Origin of the sequence: Streptomyces sp. NPDC001941 (genome assembly GCF_040296945.1) — a bacterium.
Classification (GTDB): Bacteria; Actinomycetota; Actinomycetes; order Streptomycetales; family Streptomycetaceae; genus Streptomyces.
In genome coordinates this window covers 25,809-44,821 of the sequence record NZ_JBEOYE010000013.1, presented here as the reverse complement: position 1 = coordinate 44,821, position 19,013 = coordinate 25,809, and the positions used below count along the sequence as shown (strand labels likewise).

The following is a 19,013-nucleotide window of genomic DNA, read 5'->3' as shown; positions in this document are numbered from 1 at the left end:
CGCATGTTTCGGATCGAGACGGAAGTCGACAAGGAACGCCACGCACTGCTCCGTTCGCGGCTGCGCGAGACCAATCTCGCCTCCTCGCCCGCGCTGCGCGCCCTGGCCGGCACCGGGCAGGACGGCGAACTCCCGCTCCAGGTCTGGGCGTCGGACGCCTCGGGCGCCCTCGTCGGCGGGCTCACGGGCCGCACCTGGGCGCACTGGCTGCACGTGGAGCTGCTGTGGGTGGACGCGGGCGCGCGCGGCTCGGGCCTCGGCGCGCGGCTGCTCGCCGAGGCGGAGCGACGGGCCCGCGAGGCCCGCCTGTGCACCCGCTCGCGGGTGGACACCTGGGACTTCCAGGCCCCCGGCTTCTACACCCGCCAGGGGTACGAGATCGTGGGCACCGTCGTCGGCTACCCGCCCGGCATCACCGAGTACACCCTGGTCAAGACGCTCAACTGAGCCTGCGCGCACCCGCGGAGGCGACCGCCGGGAAGATCCGGGGGGCGGTGTGCCCGGCCTTGGCGAACGCCTCCTCGACGGCCAGCGACACCGCGTCCGCGCCCGCCTCCTCCACCAGCACCACCGCGGAGCCGCCGAAGCCGCCGCCGGTCATCCGCGCGCCCAGCGCCCCGGCCCCGCAGGCGGCCCGGACCACCAGGTCGAGCTCCGCGCAGGAGACCTCCAGGTCGTCGCGGAGGGAGGCGTGGCCCTCGGTCAGGACGGGGCCCACGGCCCGTACGTTCCCGGCGTCGAGCAGGTCCACGACCCGGCGCACCCGGTGGTTGTCCGAGACCACGTGGCGCACGTAGGCGCGTACGGTGGCGTCCGGCAACTCGGCGAGCGCCCCCGGCAGTTGCGCGTGGTCGATGTCGCGCAGCGCGCGCACGCCGAGCGCCCGCGCACCCTCCTCGCAGCCGGCGCGGCGGCGCGCGTACGCGCCGTCGCCGAGCGCGTGCTTCACGCGGGTGTCCACCACGAGCAGCCGCAGCCCGTGCGCGGCCAGGTCCAGCGGCACCTGGCGCAGACCCAGGTCCCGGGTGTCCAGGAACAGCGCGTGGCCCTCGGTGCAGCAGGCGGACGCCGTCTGGTCCATCACGCCGCAGGGCACGCCCACGAACGCGTTCTCGGCGCGCTGGGCGGTGCGGGCCAGCTCCTCGCGGGCCAGGCCCAGGCCGTACAGCTCGTCCAGGGCGAGGGCGGTGACCACCTCAAGGGCCGCCGAGGAGGACAGGCCCGCGCCGGTGGGCACGGTGGAGGCCAGGTGCACGTCGGCGCCCGCGACCGGGTGCCCCGCCCCGCGCAGCGCCCAGAACACGCCCGCGACGTAGGCGGCCCAGCCGCCGTGCCCGTACGGGGAGAGCGGCGTCAGGTCGTCGGCGCGCAGTTCCACGAGGGGGCCGGGCACGTCGGCCGAGTGCAGCCGCAGCACGCCGTCGTCGCGGCGGGCGAAGGCGGCGACGGCGGTGTGCGGCAGGGCCAGCGGCAGCACGAAGCCGTCGTTGAAGTCGGTGTACTCGCCGATCAGGTTGACGCGCCCGGGCGCGGCCCACACCCCGTCGGGGGCGCGGCCGTACAACCGGGTGAAGTCGTCCGCGACGGCGGTCACTTCGCGGCTCCCCTGGCGAAGTCCCAGGCGTCCTCGACGATCCGGGTCAGGTCGGTCCGCGAGGGCCGCCAGCCGAGCCGCTCGTGGGCGGCGGCGGCCGAGGCGACCAGGACGGCCGGGTCGCCGGCCCGGCGCGGGGCGGTGGTCTCGGGGACGGGGTGGCCGGTGACCTTGCGGACCGTCTCGATCACCTCGCGCACCGAGAAGCCGCTGCCGTTGCCGAGGTTGCACACCAGGTGTTCGCCGGGGGTGACCGCGTCCAGGGCGAGCAGGTGGGCCTCGGCCAGGTCGGCGACGTGGATGTAGTCGCGCACGCAGGTGCCGTCCGGGGTCGGGTAGTCGTCCCCGTACACCGCGATCGACTCCCGCCGACCCAGGGCGACCTGGAGGACCAGCGGGATGAGGTGGGACTCGGGGTCGTGCCGCTCGCCGAGGGCGCCGTGGGCGCCGGCCACGTTGAAGTAGCGCAGCGAGGCGGCGGCCAGGCCGTGGGCGCGGGCCTCGCCGGTGAGCATGTGGTCCACGGCCAGCTTGGTGGCGCCGTAGGGGCTGGTGGGGGCGGTGGGGTCGGTCTCGGTGATCGGCGTGGAGACCGGTTCGCCGTAGGTGGCGGCGGTGGAGGAGAACACCAGGCGGCGCACCCCGTGCCGGCGCATCGCGGAGAGCAGCGCCAGGCTGCCGCCGACGTTGTTGGTCCAGTACTTCTCCGGGTCGGTGACGGACTCGCCGACCTGGGAGGACGCGGCGAAGTGCAGGACTCCGTCGTAGGACGGGTCGAGGTGGCGGTCGGCGTCCTGGACCCGCCCCTCGACGAACGCGGCGCCCTCGGGCACCCCGGCGCGGAAGCCGGTGGACAGGTCGTCGAGGACGGTCACTTCGTGGCCGGCCCCGATCAGGTGGGCCGCCACGACGGCGCCGACGTAGCCGGCCCCGCCCGTCACCAGATACTTGCTCACGCGGTCGCTGCCTCTCGCAGTCGGCGGGCCGCCGCCTCCGGCGGCACGTCGTTGATGAACACGTTCATGCCCGACTCGGAACCGGCGAGGAACTTCAGCTTGCCCGGGGTGCGCCGGACGGTGAAGAGCTCCAGGTGCAGGGCGAAGTCGTCCCGGTCCGGCTCCCCGAACGGCGCCTGGTGCCAGGCGGCGATGTACGGGGTGGGCGGCTCGCCGGGCCCGAAGACCCGGTCGAACCGCCTCAACAGTTCCAGGTAGGCCTGTGGGAACTCTGTGCGGGCCGCCTCGTCCAGGAACCGCAGGTCGGGCACCCGGCGGCGCGGGTAGAGGTGCACCTCGTAGGGCCAGTGCGCGGCGTACGGGACGAAGGCGACCCAGTGCGCGGTCTCCAGCACCACCCGCTCGCCGTCGGCCAGTTCGCGGGCGACGGTGTCGTCGAAGAGGTTGCGGCCGGTGGCCCGCCGGTGCGCGGCGACGGAGCGGCGCACGAGCGCGGTGCGCGGGGTGACGAAGGGGTACGCGTAGATCTGGCCGTGCGGGTGGCCGAGGGTGACGCCGATCTCCGCGCCCCGGTTCTCGAAGCAGAACACCTGCTTGACCTGCGGGAGTTCGGCCAGTTCGGCGGTGCGGTCGGTCCACGCCTCCAGGACCAGGCCGGCCTGCTCGTCGTCGAGGTCGGCGAAGGAGGCGTCGTGGTCGGGGGTGAAGCAGACGACCTCGCAGCGGCCGGAGTCGCCGGCCAGGGAGGGGAAGCGGTTCTCGAAGACGACCACGTCGTAGTCGTCCTCGGGGACCTCGGTGTGCCGTCCGTCGCCCGAGGGGCAGAGCGGGCACTCGTCGGCGGGCGGGTGGTAGGTGCGGCCCTGGCGGTGCGAGGCGATCGCCACGGAGTCGCCGAGCAGCGGGTCGTGGCGGATCTCGCTGGTGGTGGCGATCGGGTCCAGGGGGCGCCGGTCGACGGCCTGGCGGACGGTGTCGTCGCGCAGGTCGTAGTAGAACAGCTCGCGTCCGTCGGCGAGCCGGGTCGACGTCTTCTTCACCTGGGCTCCTCGCACCCTTGCCCAACAGAACCGCACATAAAAAACCACAAGCCAACAGGCATCGTCAATGCCGCGCGCCAGGAACCGGCGGAGCAACCTGTACGGACGCGCGACCGGGGCCACGAGCGCACGGCCCCGGGCACGCGAAAGGGCGCCGCCCCACCAGGGACGGCGCCCTTCGACTCCGTACGAACCGAGAACTCCGTACGCCTCAGATCCGCTCGGGACCCGCCCCCCGCTCCCCCGGGTGCGGGGCCGACGGGGCCAGCGCGGCGCGCTCCAGCAGGCCGGTGCGCGCCGCCAGGGCCGCCGCCTCCAGGCGCGAGCCGACCCCGAGCTTCATCAGCACCCGCTGCACGTGGGTGCGCGCGGTGCTGGGGGCTATCCCCATCCCGGCCGCGATGAGCCGGGTGTCCTCGCCCTCCGCGACCCGCACCAGGACCTCCACCTCGCGCGGGGTCAGCATCTGCAGCAGCCGCTGGCCCTCGTCGTCGGGCTGGACGGCCGGGTTGAGCAGTTCGGTGAAGGCGCCCTGGAGCAGCTGCGGCGCCACCGCCGCCTCGCCGGCCCTGGCCTTGACCATGGCCCGCTCCACGCCCTCGATGCGCTCGTCGTGGCGCACGTAGCCGGAGGCGCCCGCGGCGAACGCGGCCGCGATCCCGCGCGGGCTCGGCACCGGCCCGAGGACCACCACCGCCACCTGCGGCCGCTCCCGCTTGATCCGCACGATCGGGTCGAAGACCCCCGGCTCGGCGGGCGAGGCGGTACCCAGCAGGCACACCTCCGGCGCCCTGCTCACCACCAGCTCGGCCGCGCCCGCGGTGGGCGCGGCCGCCGCGAGCACCCGGTGCCCGCGCAGCTTCAGGGCCGAGGCGAGTGCCTCGGCGAGCAGCCGGTGGTCATCGACCACCATGAGTCGCACGCCCATCGAGCAACCCCCCCATCCCCCTGGAGACGGCCGCCCGGCCCCCCAGCCCTCCTGACCCGGCAAGCTACACGCTTGTTCGACATCGCGCGCCCCTTACTTGTCAGAAGCCCCCCAGAATGTCGAATTCTTCGCCAATCAGGGCTACTTGAGGTCGGCCGGGGGCAAGATCGCCCGGTTCGCGGTCGCCCGGGGGCGGGTGCCTCAGTTCGTCGTGAACGACATGGCGAGGTACTTCCGGTCGAGGGAGGACGACTGCGGCTTGCTCACGGTGCCGCCGGACAGGAACATCCTGCCGCCGGTGTAGAGGATCTCCGAGTAGTCGGCGGGGAAGCTGCCCTCGGCCTTGCGGACCGGCTCGTCCGACGGGTTCTCCATCAGCACGGTCTGCTTGAAGCTCGCCCCGTCGACGGAGACGATCTGGCCGCCCTTGCCGTAGGGCGGGGTCTTGTACGCCAGGATGTTGCCGCCGTCCATGCGCAGCGGGGTGATCCGGTAGCGGCCGCCCGCCTCCGCCTTGTCCGCGGTCGGCTTGCCCGTGGTCAGGTCGAACGAGACGATCTCGTTGGTCCGCCCGTACTCGCCGTCGCCGACCTCGTGCTCCTCGGTGGGCAGGTAGATCCGGCCGTTGCCGACGGCCACCTTCTGGCAGCTCTCCACCTCGGTGGAGCGGCAGCGCGCCGCGAACCGGTCGCCCGGCACCGAGATCTTGGTCTTGAGCTTGCCGGTCCCCTCGTCGACCGAGAAGAAGTCGGAGATGCCCGAGCCGTCGCCCGCGGTGTCGCCGACGTCGGCGGCCACCACCAGCGGCTTGGTGGAGACGATCGAGGCCCACTCCACCCCGGCGGGCAGCTTGAACGCCGAGGTGGGCGCGCCCGTCGCCGGGTTGAGGGTCTGGATCGTCACCGTCTGGTTGTCGTACGGACCGCACTTGCGGGCCGCGACCAGCGCGGGTCCGCCGCCGTACCCCATGTCGTAGCAGTTGTCGGCGCTGACCTGCGGCTTCCACAGTTCCTTGCCGGTCATGTCCCAGGCCGCGCCGCCGTCGGTGCCGCCCGCGGCGACGGTGCTGCCGCTGAGGGTGACCTCGGAGAACGACGCCTTGTCGTCGCCGACCTTGCCGCCGGTGACGGACTTGCTCCACAGCAGCTTGCCGGTGGTGAGGTCGATGGCGCCGACCTCGGAGCAGCGCTGGTAGTTCTTGGGCGGCACCCGCTTGGCGGGCTCGAAGGCGATCGCCGTCTTCCCGTCCGCGCTCTGGTGCCGGGAGGCGGCGCAGACCTGGCCGGGCAGCGGGATCGTCCAGAGCGGGGTGCCCTTGACGAGGTCGTAGCCGACGACCGAGTTCACGCCCGTCTTCACGTACGCCTTGTCGGTGACCCAGGAGCCGCTGACGTCGGTGGTGTCGGTGACGGCGGGCACGGGCAGCTGGAAGGCGACCTTGGACTTGGGGTTGCCGGGCACCTTCTCCTTGCCCGCGCCGTCGGCGGCCTTGGCGCCGCCACCCCCGCCGCCGGCGGCCGAACTGCCGCCCTTGGCCTCGCTCTTGCCGTCGTCACCGCTGGAGGCGTACCAGACGCCGGCGCCGATGATCACGACCACGGCGGCGGCCGCGGCGATGACGATCCGCATCTGCGTCGACAGCTTCTTGCCGCCGCCCCCGGGCCCCTGCGGGGCGGGGTACGGGGACTGCTGGTTCATCGGCGCCGTGGGGTACCCGGACCCGGCGTACGGGTTGGGCTGCTGGCCGGGGGCCTGCTGCGGGTACCCGTAGGGCTGCTGGGGCTGTTGGGGCTGTTGGGGCTGCTGCGGGTAGCCGTACGGCTGCTGCGGCGGCTGGCCGTGGCCCGGCTGCTGCTGCGGGTAGCCGTAGCCGGGCTGCTGCGGGGGCTGGCCCGGCTGCTGCGGCGTCGGGGCGCCGAAGCCGCCGGCCGGGGGCTGCTGCGGGGCGCCGAAGCCTCCGCCGGGCGGCGGGCCAGGGGGCTGGTTCGGGGGTGGGGGCGGCTGCGTCATCGGTGGTTTCCCTCTCCTACTTCCCGAACGCCATCATCGTCTTGGTCTCCTTCTCCTCCGCGTCGTTCGACGCGCTCACCCGGCCGCTGGCCACGTAGAAGGTCCCGTTGTCGTACACGTACCGCGGGCTGTAGAAGGAGTTCTCGATCTCGGCGGTCGAGGCCGGGTTCTGCAGCAGCGTCTTCGGCGCGCCGCCGGTCGGCGCGAGCGTGGCGAGCACACCGCCCTTGTCGTAGCGCGGCTGGAGGTAGACCAGGACGTTGCCGCCGTCCGTGCGCACCGGCGCCATGGTGCGCTCGGCGGGCGCGGCGGCGCGCCACTTGGGCTTGCCGGTGTTCAGGTCGAAGGCGACCACGGCGTTGGCGGTGCTGACCGAGCCGGAGTCGGTGGCGAGGTAGAAGGTGTTGGCGTCGGCGGCCATCCCGGTGCAGTCCTGGAGGTTCTGTCCGAGGACCACGAAGGAGCCGCCGCAGCGCGGCGCGAACTTGTCCTTGCCGCCCGCCAGCTGGGAGCGCAGCTTGCCGCCGTCGGTCAGCGCGATGATGCTCCACTGCTTGTTGTTCGCGGAGTCGCGCTTGATGCCGGAGACGATCAGCGGGCTGACCGAGTAGATCTTGTCGACCTCGACGTTGGGCGGCATCTTGTACGCCCACTTGACCTTGCCGGTCGCCGGGTCGACCTCGCTGACCTCGTGCTGCTCCTTGTTGTAGTCACCGCCGGTGGAGCAGCTGGCGGCGGCGATGAGCTTCGGGCCGCCCGCGAACGCGTACGGCTGGCACTGGCCGCTGGGGCGCTTGCCCCACAGCTGCTTGCCGTCGGTCATGGAGAAGCCGTACGAGTTGTTGGTGCCGGCCGCGGTCACCGTGCCGCCGCTGATGGCCAGGGTGATCTCGGACAGCTGGAAGAAGCCGTTGGCCTTGGGGACCTGGGCCTTCCAGCCGGGCTTGCCGGTCTTGAGGTCGACCTGCTGGAGCATGGTGCACTTGCCCTTGTCGCCCGGCTTGTCGTGGTAGCCGAGGACCAGGGAGCCGCTCGCGCTGGGCGCGACGGGCGCGGCGCACAGCTCGGTGGGCAGCGGCACGCTCCACTTCTGCTTGCCGTCGGCCGTGGAGTAGCCGTTGAGCGTCTTGTACATGCCCTTGACGACGGTGTCGCCCACCACCCACGGCCCGTACACGCTGGAGCCGTTGCGCGGCAGGTCGACGTCGTTCTTCATCAGCCACTCGACCTTGGACTCACCGGCCTTGCGCCCGGCGTTGAGGTCGTCGTTCCCGGCGCGGCCCTCGCCGTTGCCGTCGCCCTTGTCGACCTCGGCGGAGCCGGTCGGCTTGGCGTCCTGGCTGCTGCCCGCCTGCGGCTTGGGGTCCTTGCCGTCGTCGCCGCTGACGGCGAACCACACGCCGCCGCCGACCACCAGCAGGGCCGCCGCCGCGGCCGCCACGATCACGCCGGGCTTGCCCTTGAAGGGGTTCCCGCCGCCGCCCGGAGGGGTGGGCGCGCCGGGGTACTGCGGCGGCGCCGGGTGGCCCCCGTAGGGGTTGGGCTGGCCGTACGGTCCGGGGGCCTGGCCCATCGGGACGGTCGGCTGATGCCCGTACGGGCCGGGCTGGCCGGGGGCCTGGGGGTAGCCGTAACCGGGCTGCGCGCCCGCGGGGTAGCCGTAGCCGGGCTGCGCGCCGCCGGGCTGGTCGCCCGCCGGGTAGCCGTAACCGGGCTGGGCCGGGGGCGGGCCCTGGGGCGGGGCGGGCGGCTGGGCCGGGGGCTGGGGGTGGCCGTAGCCCGGCTGCGCGGCGGGCGGGGCCGGGGGTGCGGCCGGCGGGACGGGCGGCGCCTGCGGCGGCTGTCCCGGCTGCGGCGGCGGGTCCTGCGGCGCGCCGAAGCCCCCCTGCGGCGGTTGCTGGCTGGGCGGCTGAGTCATCAGCCATTCCCCCTTAGCGCGGGTCCGCTGCCCGACCGGCCTCCCCCGCGATTCCGGCCTGCGCGTACGGCCGGAAAGGAGCGATTCGGACATGGATTCCGCAGTGATGCGTGAGTCGAGCGGGGCTTCTTTCTATCACCCGATCCGGGCCCGAAACGGGGCCGGTCCGCCCCTGTACCCAAGGGCGGACCGGCCTGTGACGGCTCCGTTATCGGCTCTCCACGACTTCGCCACGCCTCACCCGGAGGGGGCTACGGCTAGGCGTCCTCGGCGAGTTCCAGCCAGCGCATCTCCAAGTCCTCGCGCTCCCCCGCGAGTTCCCTGAGCTCCGCGTCCAGTTTGGCCACCTTCTCGAAGTTCGTGGCGTTGTCGGCGATCTGCGTGTGCAGCGTGGCCTCCTTGGCGGAGATCTTGTCCAGCTGCCGCTCGATCTTCTGGAGCTCCTTCTTGGCGGCGCGCAGGTCGCCGGCCGACCTGCCCGGTGCGGCGGCCGCGGCGGGCACGGGCGCCGGGGCGGGCGCGGCGGCCTCGGTCATCGCGCGGCGCCGCTCCAGGTACTCGTCGATGCCGCGCGGCAGCATCCGCAGCGTGGCGTCGCCGAGCAGCGCGAAGGTGCGGTCGGTGGTGCGCTCCAGGAAGAACCGGTCGTGGGAGATGACCACCATCGAGCCGGGCCAGCCGTCGAGCAGGTCCTCCAGCTGGGTGAGGGTCTCGATGTCGAGGTCGTTGGTGGGCTCGTCGAGGAAGAGCACGTTCGGCTCGTCCATCAGCAGCCGCAGCAGCTGGAGCCTGCGGCGCTCACCGCCGGAGAGGTCGCCGACCGGCGTCCACTGCTTCTCCTTGCCGAAGCCGAACTGCTCGCACAGCTGCCCCGCGGTCATCTCCCGGCCCTTGCCCAGGTCGACCCGGTCGCGGATCTGCTGCACGGCCTCCAGGACCCGCAGCGTGGGCGGCAGTTCGGTGACGTCCTGGGACAGGTAGGCGAGCCGCACGGTCTTGCCGACCACGACCTTCCCGGCGGCCGGCTGCTCCTCGCCCTGGGTGCGCTCCGCCTCGGCGAGGGCCCGCAGCAGCGAGGTCTTGCCCGCGCCGTTGACGCCGACCAGGCCGATCCGGTCGCCGGGGCCCAGCTGCCAGGTCAGGTGCTTGAGCAGCACCTTGGGCCCGGCCTGGACGGTCACGTCCTCCAGGTCGAAGACCGTCTTGCCGAGCCGCGCGGAGGCGAACTTCATCAGCTCGCTGGCGTCGCGCGGCGGCGGCACGTCGGCGATCAGCTCGTTGGCCGCCTCGATGCGGTAGCGCGGCTTGGAGGTGCGGGCGGGGGCGCCGCGGCGCAGCCAGGCCAGCTCCTTGCGGACCAGGTTCTGCCGCTTGACCTCCTCCGTCGCCGCGATGCGCTCGCGCTCGGCGCGGGCGAAGACGTAGTCGGAGTAGCCGCCCTCGTACTCGAAGACGTCACCGCGCTGGACGTCCCACATGCGGGTGCAGACCTGGTCGAGGAACCAGCGGTCGTGGGTGACGCAGACGAGCGCCGAGCGGCGGACCTGCAGGTGCCCGGCGAGCCAGGCGATGCCCTCCACGTCCAGGTGGTTGGTCGGCTCGTCCAGGACGATCAGGTCCTGCTCGGCGATCAGCAGCTGGGCCAGCGCGATGCGCCGCCGCTCGCCGCCGGAGAGCGGCCCGATGACGGTGTCCAGGCCCTGCGGGAAGCCGGGCAGGTCGAGCCCGCCGAACAGCCCGGTGAGCACGTCGCGGATCTTGGCGTCGCCGGCCCACTCGTGGTCGGCGAGGTCCCCGATGACCTCGTGCCGCACGGTGGCTTCCGGGTCGAGGGAGTCGTGCTGGGTGAGCACCCCGAGCCGCAGCCCGCCGCTGTGCGTGACGCGCCCGGTGTCGGCTTCCTCCAGCTTGGCCAGCATCCGGACGAGGGTGGTCTTGCCGTCGCCGTTGCGCCCCACGACACCGATCCGGTCGCCCTCGGAGACCCCGAGGGACACCCCGTCGAGCAGGGCGCGCGTGCCGTAGACCTTGCTGACGCTCTCGACGTTGACCAGATTGACTGCCATTGCGCTCCAGACTCGGAAAGAACCGACCCCCCAGGTTACTGGTCCGGGGGACGGGACCGTACGGGCGGAGTGCGGGGCCTGCCCCCCACCACCCGCCTCAGCGCGCGTTCAGCACCCGGGCCACCACCGGGCCCGCCGCGTCGCCGCCGTGGCCGCCGGACTGGACGACCGCCGCGGCCGCGAGGTCGCCCGCGTAGCCGGTGAACCAGCTGTTGGACGAGCCCTGGCCGTCCACCTCGGCGGAGCCCGTCTTGGCGCCCTTGTCGCCGCTGACCGAGGCCATGGCGCGGGCGCCGGTGCCGCTGCCGGTCGCGGTGGCGGCCATCAGGCCGCGCAGGGTGGCGGCGATCTGCGCGGGCAGCGGGCGCGCGGTGGCGAGCTCGCCGCCCACCTTGTCGCGCGGGACGATGACCGGCTGCTTGAACGCGCCGCTCTTGGCGGTGGCCGTGATCGAGGCGATCGCGAGCGGGCTCATGGTGATGCGGCCCTGGCCGATGTAGGAGGCGGCGGTCTCGGTGCCGGAGGAGGCGGGGACGCTGGCGTCGGCCGAGGCGATCCCGGTGGTCCACACCGCGCCGATGCCGAAGTACGTGCGCGCGGTCTCGCCCAGCGCGCTGTCGGCCTTCTCGCCCAGCGGCTTGACCGGCTTGATGAAGGCGGTGTTGCAGGAGCGGCGGAAGGCGTCCCGCAGCGTGGCGCCGCCGATCGAGAAGTCGTCCAGGTTGTGGAAGGTGCGGCCCATCCAGTCGACCGTCGCCGGGCACTCCACCTTGCTGTCGGGGCCGTTGACCAGGCCGTGGTCCAGCATCATCGCGGCCGTCACGATCTTCATGGTGGAGCCGGGGGCCTGGGCGCCGAGCATCGCGGTGTTGTAGCCGGAGGCGGGGTTGTTGGCGACGGCCCTGATCTCGCCGGTGCTGGGCTTGATCGCGACGACCGACCCCTGCGCGTAGCTCTTCACGGCCTTCTCCGCGGCCGCCTGCACGCCCGCGTCCAGGGTCGTGCGGATCACCGCGGGCGTGCCCTTGGTGAGGGTGAGCAGCGTGCGGGCGGGCTCGTTGCCGGTGCCGCCCTCCGCGACGAGCTCCACCCCGGGCTTGCCGCCCGCCTCGGCGCCGTACTTCTTGCGCAGCTGGTCGATGACGTTGCCCAGGGAGGGGTACTTCTCGGCGGTCAGCTCGACGCCGTCGTGGTCCAGGGCCTTGATCTGCGGGGCGCCCGAGGAGGTGGTGCTCAGGTGCTCGCCCGCCTTCAGCTGCGGGTGCAGCACGGCCGGCTGCCAGTCCACCAGCGGGCGCCCGGTGGTCTTGCCGCGCACCACGGTCAGCGCGGTGGCGTAGCTGAGCGGCTTGCTGGCGCCGTCCGCGGTGACGACGGCGTTCACGGTGAACGGCAGCTTCGCGCCGGTGGCCGTGCCCGGGGTGATCTTCACGGAGCCGATGCGGGCCTGCTCGCGGTACCCGGCGAGCAGCGGCCCCGCGGCGGTGGCGTTGTTGGTCAGCTGCGCGGCGGCCTCGGAGTCGCCCTTGGCCCAGGCGGCGAAGAAGCCCTTGGCGGTGGCGTCGACCTCCTCGGGCGTGATCGGTCCCGAGGTCCGCTCGGCGACGGCGTTCTTGTTCGAGGTCCCCCCGGACCCGGTCACGTCGTCCCACAGGTTGTAGGCCCCGTAGCCCACGCCGCCCGCGACGACCGCGAACACCCCACCCGCTATCGCGACCTTCACTCCACTGCGCATCCGCGCTTCCCCCTCGTCCCCGTACGTCCCCGTGCCCGCTTGGACTTGAACACGTTCAAGCGGGATACGGGAGGGACTCTACGCGACGGAGGGGACACGGGTGGCGGTCGTTATCCGAACGGAATGCCGTACGGAATGCCGTACGGGAAGCCCCCGCGCGGCACGGCTCGCCGCCTCACACCCAGGTGTCCAGCCACATCCGTCCGCGCCACTCGTCCATCGGGATCGAGGTGCCGGTGTAGATCGGCCAGAAGTAGATGAAGTTCCACACGACCAGCAGCACCAGCACGCCCGCGCCGACCGCCCCGATGGTGCGCCGCCGCTCGTCCGAGCCGGGCGGCCCGAGGAGCGCGCCGATCATCAACGCCACCGCCAGGCACAGGAACGGCACGAACACGACCGCGTAGAACAGGAAGATCGTGCGCTCCTGGTACAGGAACCAGGGCGCCCAGCCCGCCGCGACGCCGCAGGCGATGGCGCCCGCCCGCCAGTCGCGCTTGAAGACCCAGCGCCACAGCACGTACAGCAGCGCGAAGCACGCGGCCCACCACAGCACCGGCGTGCCGATCGCCAGGACCTCGCGGGCGCACTTCTCGGTGGCGTCCGCCGGACAGCCGTCGGTGCCGGGCGCGGGGTCCTCGTAGAAGTACGAGACGGGGCGGCCCAGGACGATCCAGCTCCACGGGTTGGACTGGTAGGTGTGCCCCGAGGTCAGATTGACGTGGAACTCGTACACCTGGTTCTCGTAGTGCCACAGGCTGCGCCACCAGTCGGGGAAGAGCCACGACCAGGAGCTGCCCCGGCCGTCCTTCTCCGCCCAGTCCCGGTAGTAGCCGCCGCTGGTGACGATCCAGCCGGTCCAGGTGGCGACGTACGTGGCGATCGCCAGCGGCACCGTGGAGACGAACGCCGGGAGCAGGTCGCGCCGCAGCACCGCCCGGTAGGGCTGGACCGCGCCGGCCGTCCGCCGGGCGCCCACGTCCCACAGCACGGCCATCACGCAGAACGCGGCCAGGATGTACAGGCCGTTCCACTTGGTCCCGCAGGCCAGGCCCAGCAGCAGCCCCGCCGCGATCCGCCAGGGGCGCCAGCCCAGCCGGAGGTCCTCGGCGACCCGCGCGTCCGGCCGCAGCACCCCCTCCTCGTCCTCCGGGAGCGCGGCGGCGAGCCTGCGGCGGGACCAGTCGCGGTCCAGGAGCAGCGCGCCGAACGCGGCGAGCACGAAGAACATCAGGACCAGGTCGAGCAGCGCGGTGCGGCTCATCACGAAGTGCAGCCCGTCCACCGCGAGCAGCGCGCCCGCCAGGCAGCCCAGGAACGTGGAGCGGAACAGCCGCCGCCCGATCCGGCAGAGCATCAGCACCGACAGGGTGCCGAGCAGGGCCGTCATGAAGCGCCAGCCGAACGGGTCGAACCCGAAGAGCTGTTCGCCCAGGCCGATCACCCACTTGCCGACCGGCGGGTGCACCACGTACCCGGCCTCGGTGGGCACCGGCACCGCGCCGGGGTCGGCCAGGATCGACTTGTCGATGTCCTTGGGCCAGGCGCCCTCGTACCCCTGCCTGACCAGCGCCCAGGCGTCCTTGGCGTAGTACGTCTCGTCGAATATCACCGCCTTGGGGCTGCCCAGGTGCCAGAACCTGAGCACCCCCGCGACCAGCGCCACCAGCAGCGGGCCCGCCCAGGCGAGCACCCGTTCGGCACGCTCGGCGGCGGCCTCGCGCACACCCAGCACCGCCCACACGCGCGGCGAGGGCCGCGTGTACGGGGGCACCAGGCGCTCGCGCAGGCCGGTGGCGGCTCCGGGCGCGTAGCCGAAGCGGCGCAGCCGCTGGGGCCAGCCGGGCTGCTGGTCGGGGGCGTCTTGGCCGTGGACGGCTTCGGGCGCGGTACTGGTCACCGCGCCATCGTAGGGAAAGCACCTGTGCGAGTCGCCCGTCCGGGCTGGGAGGATGGTCATGTGACTGGAACGGTGACCGGAACGCTCGTACTCGCAGGAACCCCGATCGGCGACACGGCCGACGCCCCGCCGCGGCTGGCGGCCGAGCTGGAGGCCGCCGACGTGGTCGCCGCGGAGGACACCCGGCGGCTGCGCCGGCTGACCCAGGCGCTCGGCGTGCAGACCCGGGGGCGGGTCGTGTCGTACTTCGAGGGCAACGAGACCGCGCGCACGCCCGAGCTGGTCGAGGCCCTAGCGGAGGGCCAGCGGGTGCTGCTGGTCACCGACGCGGGCATGCCGTCGGTCTCCGACCCGGGCTACCGCCTGGTGGCCGCGGCCGTGGAGCGCGACATCCGGGTGACCGCGGTGCCGGGGCCGTCCGCGGTGCTGACCGCGCTGGCGCTCTCGGGGCTGCCGGTGGACCGGTTCTGCTTCGAGGGCTTCCTGCCGCGCAAGGCGGGCGAGCGGCTGGGCAAGCTGCGCGAGGTCGCCGACGAGCGGCGCACGCTGGTCTACTTCGAGGCCCCGCACCGCCTGGACGACACGCTGGCCGCGATGGCCGAGGTGTTCGGCGCGGACCGCCGCGCGGCGGTGTGCCGGGAGCTGACCAAGACGTACGAGGAGGTCAAGCGCGGGCCGCTGGGCGAGCTCGCGGCCTGGGCGGCCGAGGGCGTGCGCGGCGAGATCACCGTGGTCGTCTCCGGCGCCCCCGAGGCCGCCCCGGGCGACCTGGACGCCGAGGAGCTGGTGCGCAGGGTGCGGGTGCGCGAGGAGGCGGGGGAGCGGCGCAAGGAGGCCATCGCGGCGGTCGCCGCGGAAGCCGGGCTTCCCAAGCGCGAGGTGTTCGATGCGGTGGTGGCGGCAAAGAATGCGGATCGCCCGGCGCCCGCGAACGGTAAAGCGCCGCGCTGAAATGCAAAGCGCAGACCTGGCGCCGGGTCTTTCTGCATGGGAAGGCCCAAGACCGCTCCATTAATCGGCAGCCGCTGATGCGCTCCGGCCGGAAAAGGCGTCCACTGGTTCAGTGGAGAGGAGCTGGCATGAGTGAGATCACAGGCACCCCGATCACAGGTTCCCCCGTCGTGCCCGACCCGGGCGCACCGGTTGCCCACGAGGCCTACGCCTTCGCCTGCATGCGTTGCGGGTACGGCTGGGAGCAGGCCTACGAGATCGAGCACCACACCGACAACCACGGTCACGCATTCTGTGTCTACAAGGCGAATGGCGAGCGGGTGCCCTCCCCGCTGTCCAGCCCGACCTGCATGAATTGCGGCGGTCATGTCGTACGCATCATGCGAGCGGGTCAGGTCTCTTCTGTGCAGAACCTGATGGCCCGCGCACACGCGAAAAAGGCGGCGGAAAAGAAAGAAGGTGCCGAAGGCGACGAAAAAGCGCCGCGGACGCACCACTGGCACCTTTCGGACCTGCTCCACCCCTTCCACCACCGCGACGACCACCGGGACGCCGGGTAGGCCGCCGGCAGGGCCCCGCGTGACGCCGCCGGGAGCGGCGGCCGGGACGCGGCCCCCGGCGGGCCGCGGGGCGTCCCTCGTACGATCGTGCGCATGACCTCGAAGGACGCCCCGCCCCCGCTCCCGGAACCGCTCAGGGTCCCGGTCGCCGACTCGCACACCCACCTCGACATGCAGTCCGGCACCGTCGAGGAGGCGCTCGCCAAGGCCGCCTCCGTCGGCGTGACCACGCTGGTCCAGGTCGGCTGCGACCTGAAGGGCTCGCGCTGGGCCGCCGAGACCGCCGCCGCCCACGAGGCCGTCCACGCGGCCGTCGCCCTGCACCCCAACGAGGCGCCGCGCATCGTGCACGGCGACCCCGACGGCTGGTCCCGCCAGGGCGCCCGGCAGGCCGGCGGCGACGCCGCCCTGGACGAGGCCCTCGCCGAGATCGACCGCCTCGCCGCCCTCGACCAGGTCAAGGCCGTCGGCGAGACCGGCCTCGACCACTTCCGCACCGGCCCCGAGGGCATGGCCGCCCAGGAGCGCTCCTTCCGGGCCCACATCGAGATCGCCAAGCGGCACGGCAAAGCGCTGGTGATCCACGACCGCGACGCCCACGCCGACGTGCTGCGGGTCCTGAAGGACGCGGGCGCCCCCGAGCGGACCGTCTTCCACTGCTACTCCGGCGACGCCGAGATGGCCCGGACCTGCGCGGACAACGGCTACTACATGTCCTTCGCCGGGAACATGACCTTCAAGAACGCCCAGCCGCTGCGCGACGCCCTCGCCGTCGCCCCGGCCGAGCTGGTGCTCGTGGAGACCGACGCGCCCTTCCTCACGCCCGCGCCCTTCCGCGGACGGCCCAACGCCCCGTACCTCGTCCCGGTCACGGTCCGGGCCATGGCCGCCGTGCGCGGCGTCGACGAGGACACCCTGTGCACCGCACTGGCGGCCAACACCGCACGCGCCTTCGACTACTGACCCCGGCGCACGGGTGACGGGGGCGGCGCATCCGGTGCATTTCGATCACCGGGCGAAAACGGAAACATTCCGTGACCGAGTCGCTTTGGAGAGTGACCGTCACTGGCGCTAGGGTCCCGGCCTCGTGAGCACCTCGCAGGGCAGTCACCGAGCCGAACGCGGCGGGCGCCGGGCCGCCAGGATCGCCGAGGTGCCCGCGCCCGCCTCCGCGTACCCCTCCGACCAGGGCTTCTCGTACGCCCCGACCGCCACGGTCGACACCCGCGAACCGCTGGGCGCCCCCGCGCCCGAACCGGTCGAGCCCCGGCTGCCCCGCCAGCAGACCGGGGGCCGCGCCCAGGCCCGCCGGGCCGCCCGCCGCCGCAAGGCCTCCCAGGGGCCCGACGGGCTGCGCAAACTGGTGCCGCAGGCCCTGGTCGTGGCGTTCCTCGCGGGCGGCACCAGCGCCTTCATCGCCCACGACAAGGCCGTGCAGCTCACCGTGGACGGGGCCCCGCGCACCCTGCACACCTTCGCCGACGACGTCGGCGAGCTCCTCGCCGACGAGGGCCTGGCCGTCGGCGACCACGACATCGTGGCGCCCGCCCCCGGCCGCACCCTGGCCAGCGGCGACGAGATCGTCGTCCGCTACGGCCGCCCCGTCACCCTCACCCTGGACGGCCGCCGCCGCCAGGTGTGGACCACCGCCCGCACCGTCGACGGCGCCCTGCGCCAGCTCGGGGTGCGCGCCGAGGGCGCCTACCTGTCCGCCTCCCGCTCCCTGGAGATCACCCGCGAGGGCCTGGAGATGGAGGTGCGCACCGAGCGCACGGTGACCTTCCTCGCCGACGGCCGCGAGCGCACCATCCGCACCAACGCCGCCACCGTGCGCGAGGCCGTCGAGCAGGCCGGGATCAGCCTCGGCGGCCAGGACACCACCTCGGTGCCGCCCGGCAGCTTCCCGCGCGACGGGCAGACCGTGAACGTCATGCGGATCACCGGCACCAAGGAGGTCCGCGAGGAGCCCATCCCCTTCGAGACCGAGAAGGCGAAGGACGACTCGCTGTTCTCCGGCACCGAGGTGGTGGTCCGCCAGGGCGAGCAGGGCGCCCGCCGCGTCACGTACGCCCTGCGCGTGATCGACGGCGTCAAGCAGAAGCCCAAGAAGATCGCCGAGGAGGTCGTACGGGAGCCGGTCGACCGGCTCGTCAAGGTCGGCACCAAACCGCTGCCGTCCTCGGTCGCCGGGGCCGACGGCCTGGACTGGGGCGCCCTGGCCCACTGCGAGTCCGGCGGCCGCCCCGGCGCCGTCGACCCCTCGGGCACCTACGGCGGCCTGTACCAGTTCGATCCGGGCACCTGGCGGGCGCTGGGAGGCAGTGGCGTCGCCCAGAACGCCACCTCCGGGGAGCAGACGTTCCGGGCGAAGAAGCTCTACGTGCAGCGGGGGTCGAGTCCGTGGCCGCACTGCGGCCGTAGGCTGTACCGGTGACCAGCACCACCAACCCCGCCGACGGAGCAGACGCGCTGCTCGGACCCGCCGACATCCGCGAGCTCGCCGCGGCCCTCGGCGTACGCCCGACCAAGCAGCGCGGCCAGAACTTCGTGATCGACGCCAACACCGTCCGCCGCATCGTGCGCACGGCCGAGGTGAGGCCCGACGACGTGGTCGTGGAGGTCGGTCCCGGCCTCGGCTCGCTGACCCTCGCCCTCCTGGAGGCCGCCGACCGGGTCACCGCCGTCGAGATCGACGAGGTGCTCGCCGCCGCGCTGCCCGCCACCATCGAGGCCCGGATGCCCGCGCGCGCCGACCGGTTCGCGCTGGTGCACTCCGACGCGATGGTGGTCAGGGAGCTGCCCGGGCCCGCGCCGACCGCGCTGGTCGCCAACCTGCCGTACAACGTGGCCGTGCCCGTGCTGCTGCACATGCTCGACCGCTTCCCGACCATCGAGCGCACCCTCGTCATGGTCCAGGCCGAGGTCGCCGACCGGCTCGCCGCCCGGCCCGGCAACAAGGTCTACGGGGTGCCCTCGGTCAAGGCCAACTGGTACGCGGACGTCAAGCGGGCCGGCTCCATCGGCCGCAACGTCTTCTGGCCCGCCCCCAACGTCGACTCCGGGCTCGTCTCGCTGGTGCGCCGCGAGAAGCCGGTGGAGACCACCGCCACCAAGGCGCAGGTCTTCGCCGTCGTCGACGCCGCGTTCGCCCAGCGCCGCAAGACGCTGCGCGCCGCGCTGGCCGGCTGGGCCGGATCGGCGGCGGCGGCCGAGCGGGCGCTGGTGGCCGCCGGGATCTCGCCGCAGGCGCGCGGCGAGGCGCTGACGGTGGAGGAGTTCGCCCGCATCGCCGAGGCCGGGCAGGCCGAGGCCGGGCAGGACGAGGCCGCTCAGGACGCGGAGGCCGGACAGTGAG

Annotated in this window: 15 protein-coding genes; 6 read left to right on the top strand and 9 right to left on the bottom strand. The window is 73.3% G+C overall.

Annotation, left to right across the window (positions count from 1 at the left end):
• The first annotated feature begins 3 nt into the window (after positions 1-3).
• Positions 4-447, top strand: coding sequence for a GNAT family N-acetyltransferase (locus tag ABT160_RS12550; RefSeq protein ID WP_351646750.1), 444 nt, complete (start codon positions 4-6; stop codon positions 445-447).
• Here ABT160_RS12550 and galK read toward each other — a convergent pair.
• The 9 genes from galK to ABT160_RS12505 all read right to left on the bottom strand — a co-directional run bounded on the left by galK (position 440) and on the right by ABT160_RS12505 (position 14,147).
• A complete protein-coding gene (gene galK / locus ABT160_RS12545; RefSeq protein WP_351646748.1) occupies positions 440-1,594 on the bottom strand; it encodes a galactokinase in 1,155 nt (384 codons plus the stop codon). The genes ABT160_RS12550 and galK overlap by 8 nt on opposite strands.
• Entirely contained in the window at positions 1,591-2,550 is a 960-nt protein-coding gene (galE, locus tag ABT160_RS12540) for a UDP-glucose 4-epimerase GalE (protein ID WP_351646747.1), read from the bottom strand. Before galE ends, galK begins: the two co-directional genes overlap by 4 nt.
• On the bottom strand, positions 2,547-3,590 hold the full coding sequence (galT, locus tag ABT160_RS12535; RefSeq protein WP_351646746.1) for a galactose-1-phosphate uridylyltransferase: 1,044 nt from the start codon (positions 3,588-3,590) through the stop codon (positions 2,547-2,549). Before galT ends, galE begins: the two co-directional genes overlap by 4 nt.
• A 211-nt stretch (positions 3,591-3,801) precedes the next feature.
• Positions 3,802-4,518, bottom strand: coding sequence for a helix-turn-helix transcriptional regulator (locus tag ABT160_RS12530; RefSeq protein WP_351646744.1), 717 nt, complete (start codon positions 4,516-4,518; stop codon positions 3,802-3,804).
• Positions 4,519-4,719: 201 nt separating this feature from the next.
• Positions 4,720-6,528, bottom strand: coding sequence for an outer membrane protein assembly factor BamB family protein (locus tag ABT160_RS12525; RefSeq protein ID WP_351646743.1), 1,809 nt, complete (start codon positions 6,526-6,528; stop codon positions 4,720-4,722).
• A gap of 16 nt (positions 6,529-6,544) precedes the next feature.
• The gene (locus ABT160_RS12520; protein WP_351646742.1) at positions 6,545-8,446 is read right to left on the bottom strand and encodes an outer membrane protein assembly factor BamB family protein; all 1,902 of its coding nucleotides are present in this window, start codon (positions 8,444-8,446) and stop codon (positions 6,545-6,547) included.
• A gap of 257 nt (positions 8,447-8,703) precedes the next feature.
• Positions 8,704-10,512 (bottom strand): ABC-F family ATP-binding cassette domain-containing protein, encoded by a 1,809-nt coding sequence (locus ABT160_RS12515; protein WP_351646741.1) that lies wholly within the window; start codon positions 10,510-10,512, stop codon positions 8,704-8,706.
• 97 nt (positions 10,513-10,609) lie between these two features.
• Entirely contained in the window at positions 10,610-12,247 is a 1,638-nt protein-coding gene (locus ABT160_RS12510; RefSeq protein WP_351646740.1) for a penicillin-binding transpeptidase domain-containing protein, read from the bottom strand.
• A 175-nt stretch (positions 12,248-12,422) separates the two neighbouring features.
• Positions 12,423-14,147, bottom strand: a complete 1,725-nt coding sequence (locus ABT160_RS12505; protein ID WP_351646739.1) for a dolichyl-phosphate-mannose--protein mannosyltransferase — start codon at positions 14,145-14,147, stop codon at positions 12,423-12,425.
• Between the two features lie 72 nt (positions 14,148-14,219).
• On the opposite strand from ABT160_RS12505, the gene rsmI reads away from it, so the two are divergent.
• The 5 genes from rsmI (at position 14,220) to rsmA (ending at position 19,012) form a co-directional block, all read left to right on the top strand.
• Positions 14,220-15,098 (top strand): 16S rRNA (cytidine(1402)-2'-O)-methyltransferase, encoded by an 879-nt coding sequence (gene rsmI, locus ABT160_RS12500; protein WP_351646883.1) that lies wholly within the window; start codon positions 14,220-14,222, stop codon positions 15,096-15,098.
• 128 nt (positions 15,099-15,226) lie between these two features.
• Positions 15,227-15,658, top strand: a complete 432-nt coding sequence (locus ABT160_RS12495) for a hypothetical protein (protein WP_502984212.1) — start codon at positions 15,227-15,229, stop codon at positions 15,656-15,658.
• A 93-nt stretch (positions 15,659-15,751) separates the two neighbouring features.
• Positions 15,752-16,621 carry a TatD family hydrolase gene (locus tag ABT160_RS12490; protein WP_351646738.1) on the top strand — a complete coding sequence of 290 codons (870 nt, stop codon included), beginning with the start codon at positions 15,752-15,754 and terminating at the stop codon, positions 16,619-16,621.
• 124 nt (positions 16,622-16,745) lie between these two features.
• Entirely contained in the window at positions 16,746-18,092 is a 1,347-nt protein-coding gene (locus tag ABT160_RS12485) for a resuscitation-promoting factor (RefSeq protein WP_502984211.1), read from the top strand.
• Complete coding sequence (gene rsmA / locus ABT160_RS12480) at positions 18,089-19,012, top strand: 16S rRNA (adenine(1518)-N(6)/adenine(1519)-N(6))-dimethyltransferase RsmA (protein WP_351646736.1); 924 nt, start codon at positions 18,089-18,091, stop codon at positions 19,010-19,012. The genes ABT160_RS12485 and rsmA overlap by 4 nt, the downstream gene beginning before the upstream one ends.
• The last annotated feature ends 1 nt before the right edge of the window (position 19,013 follow it).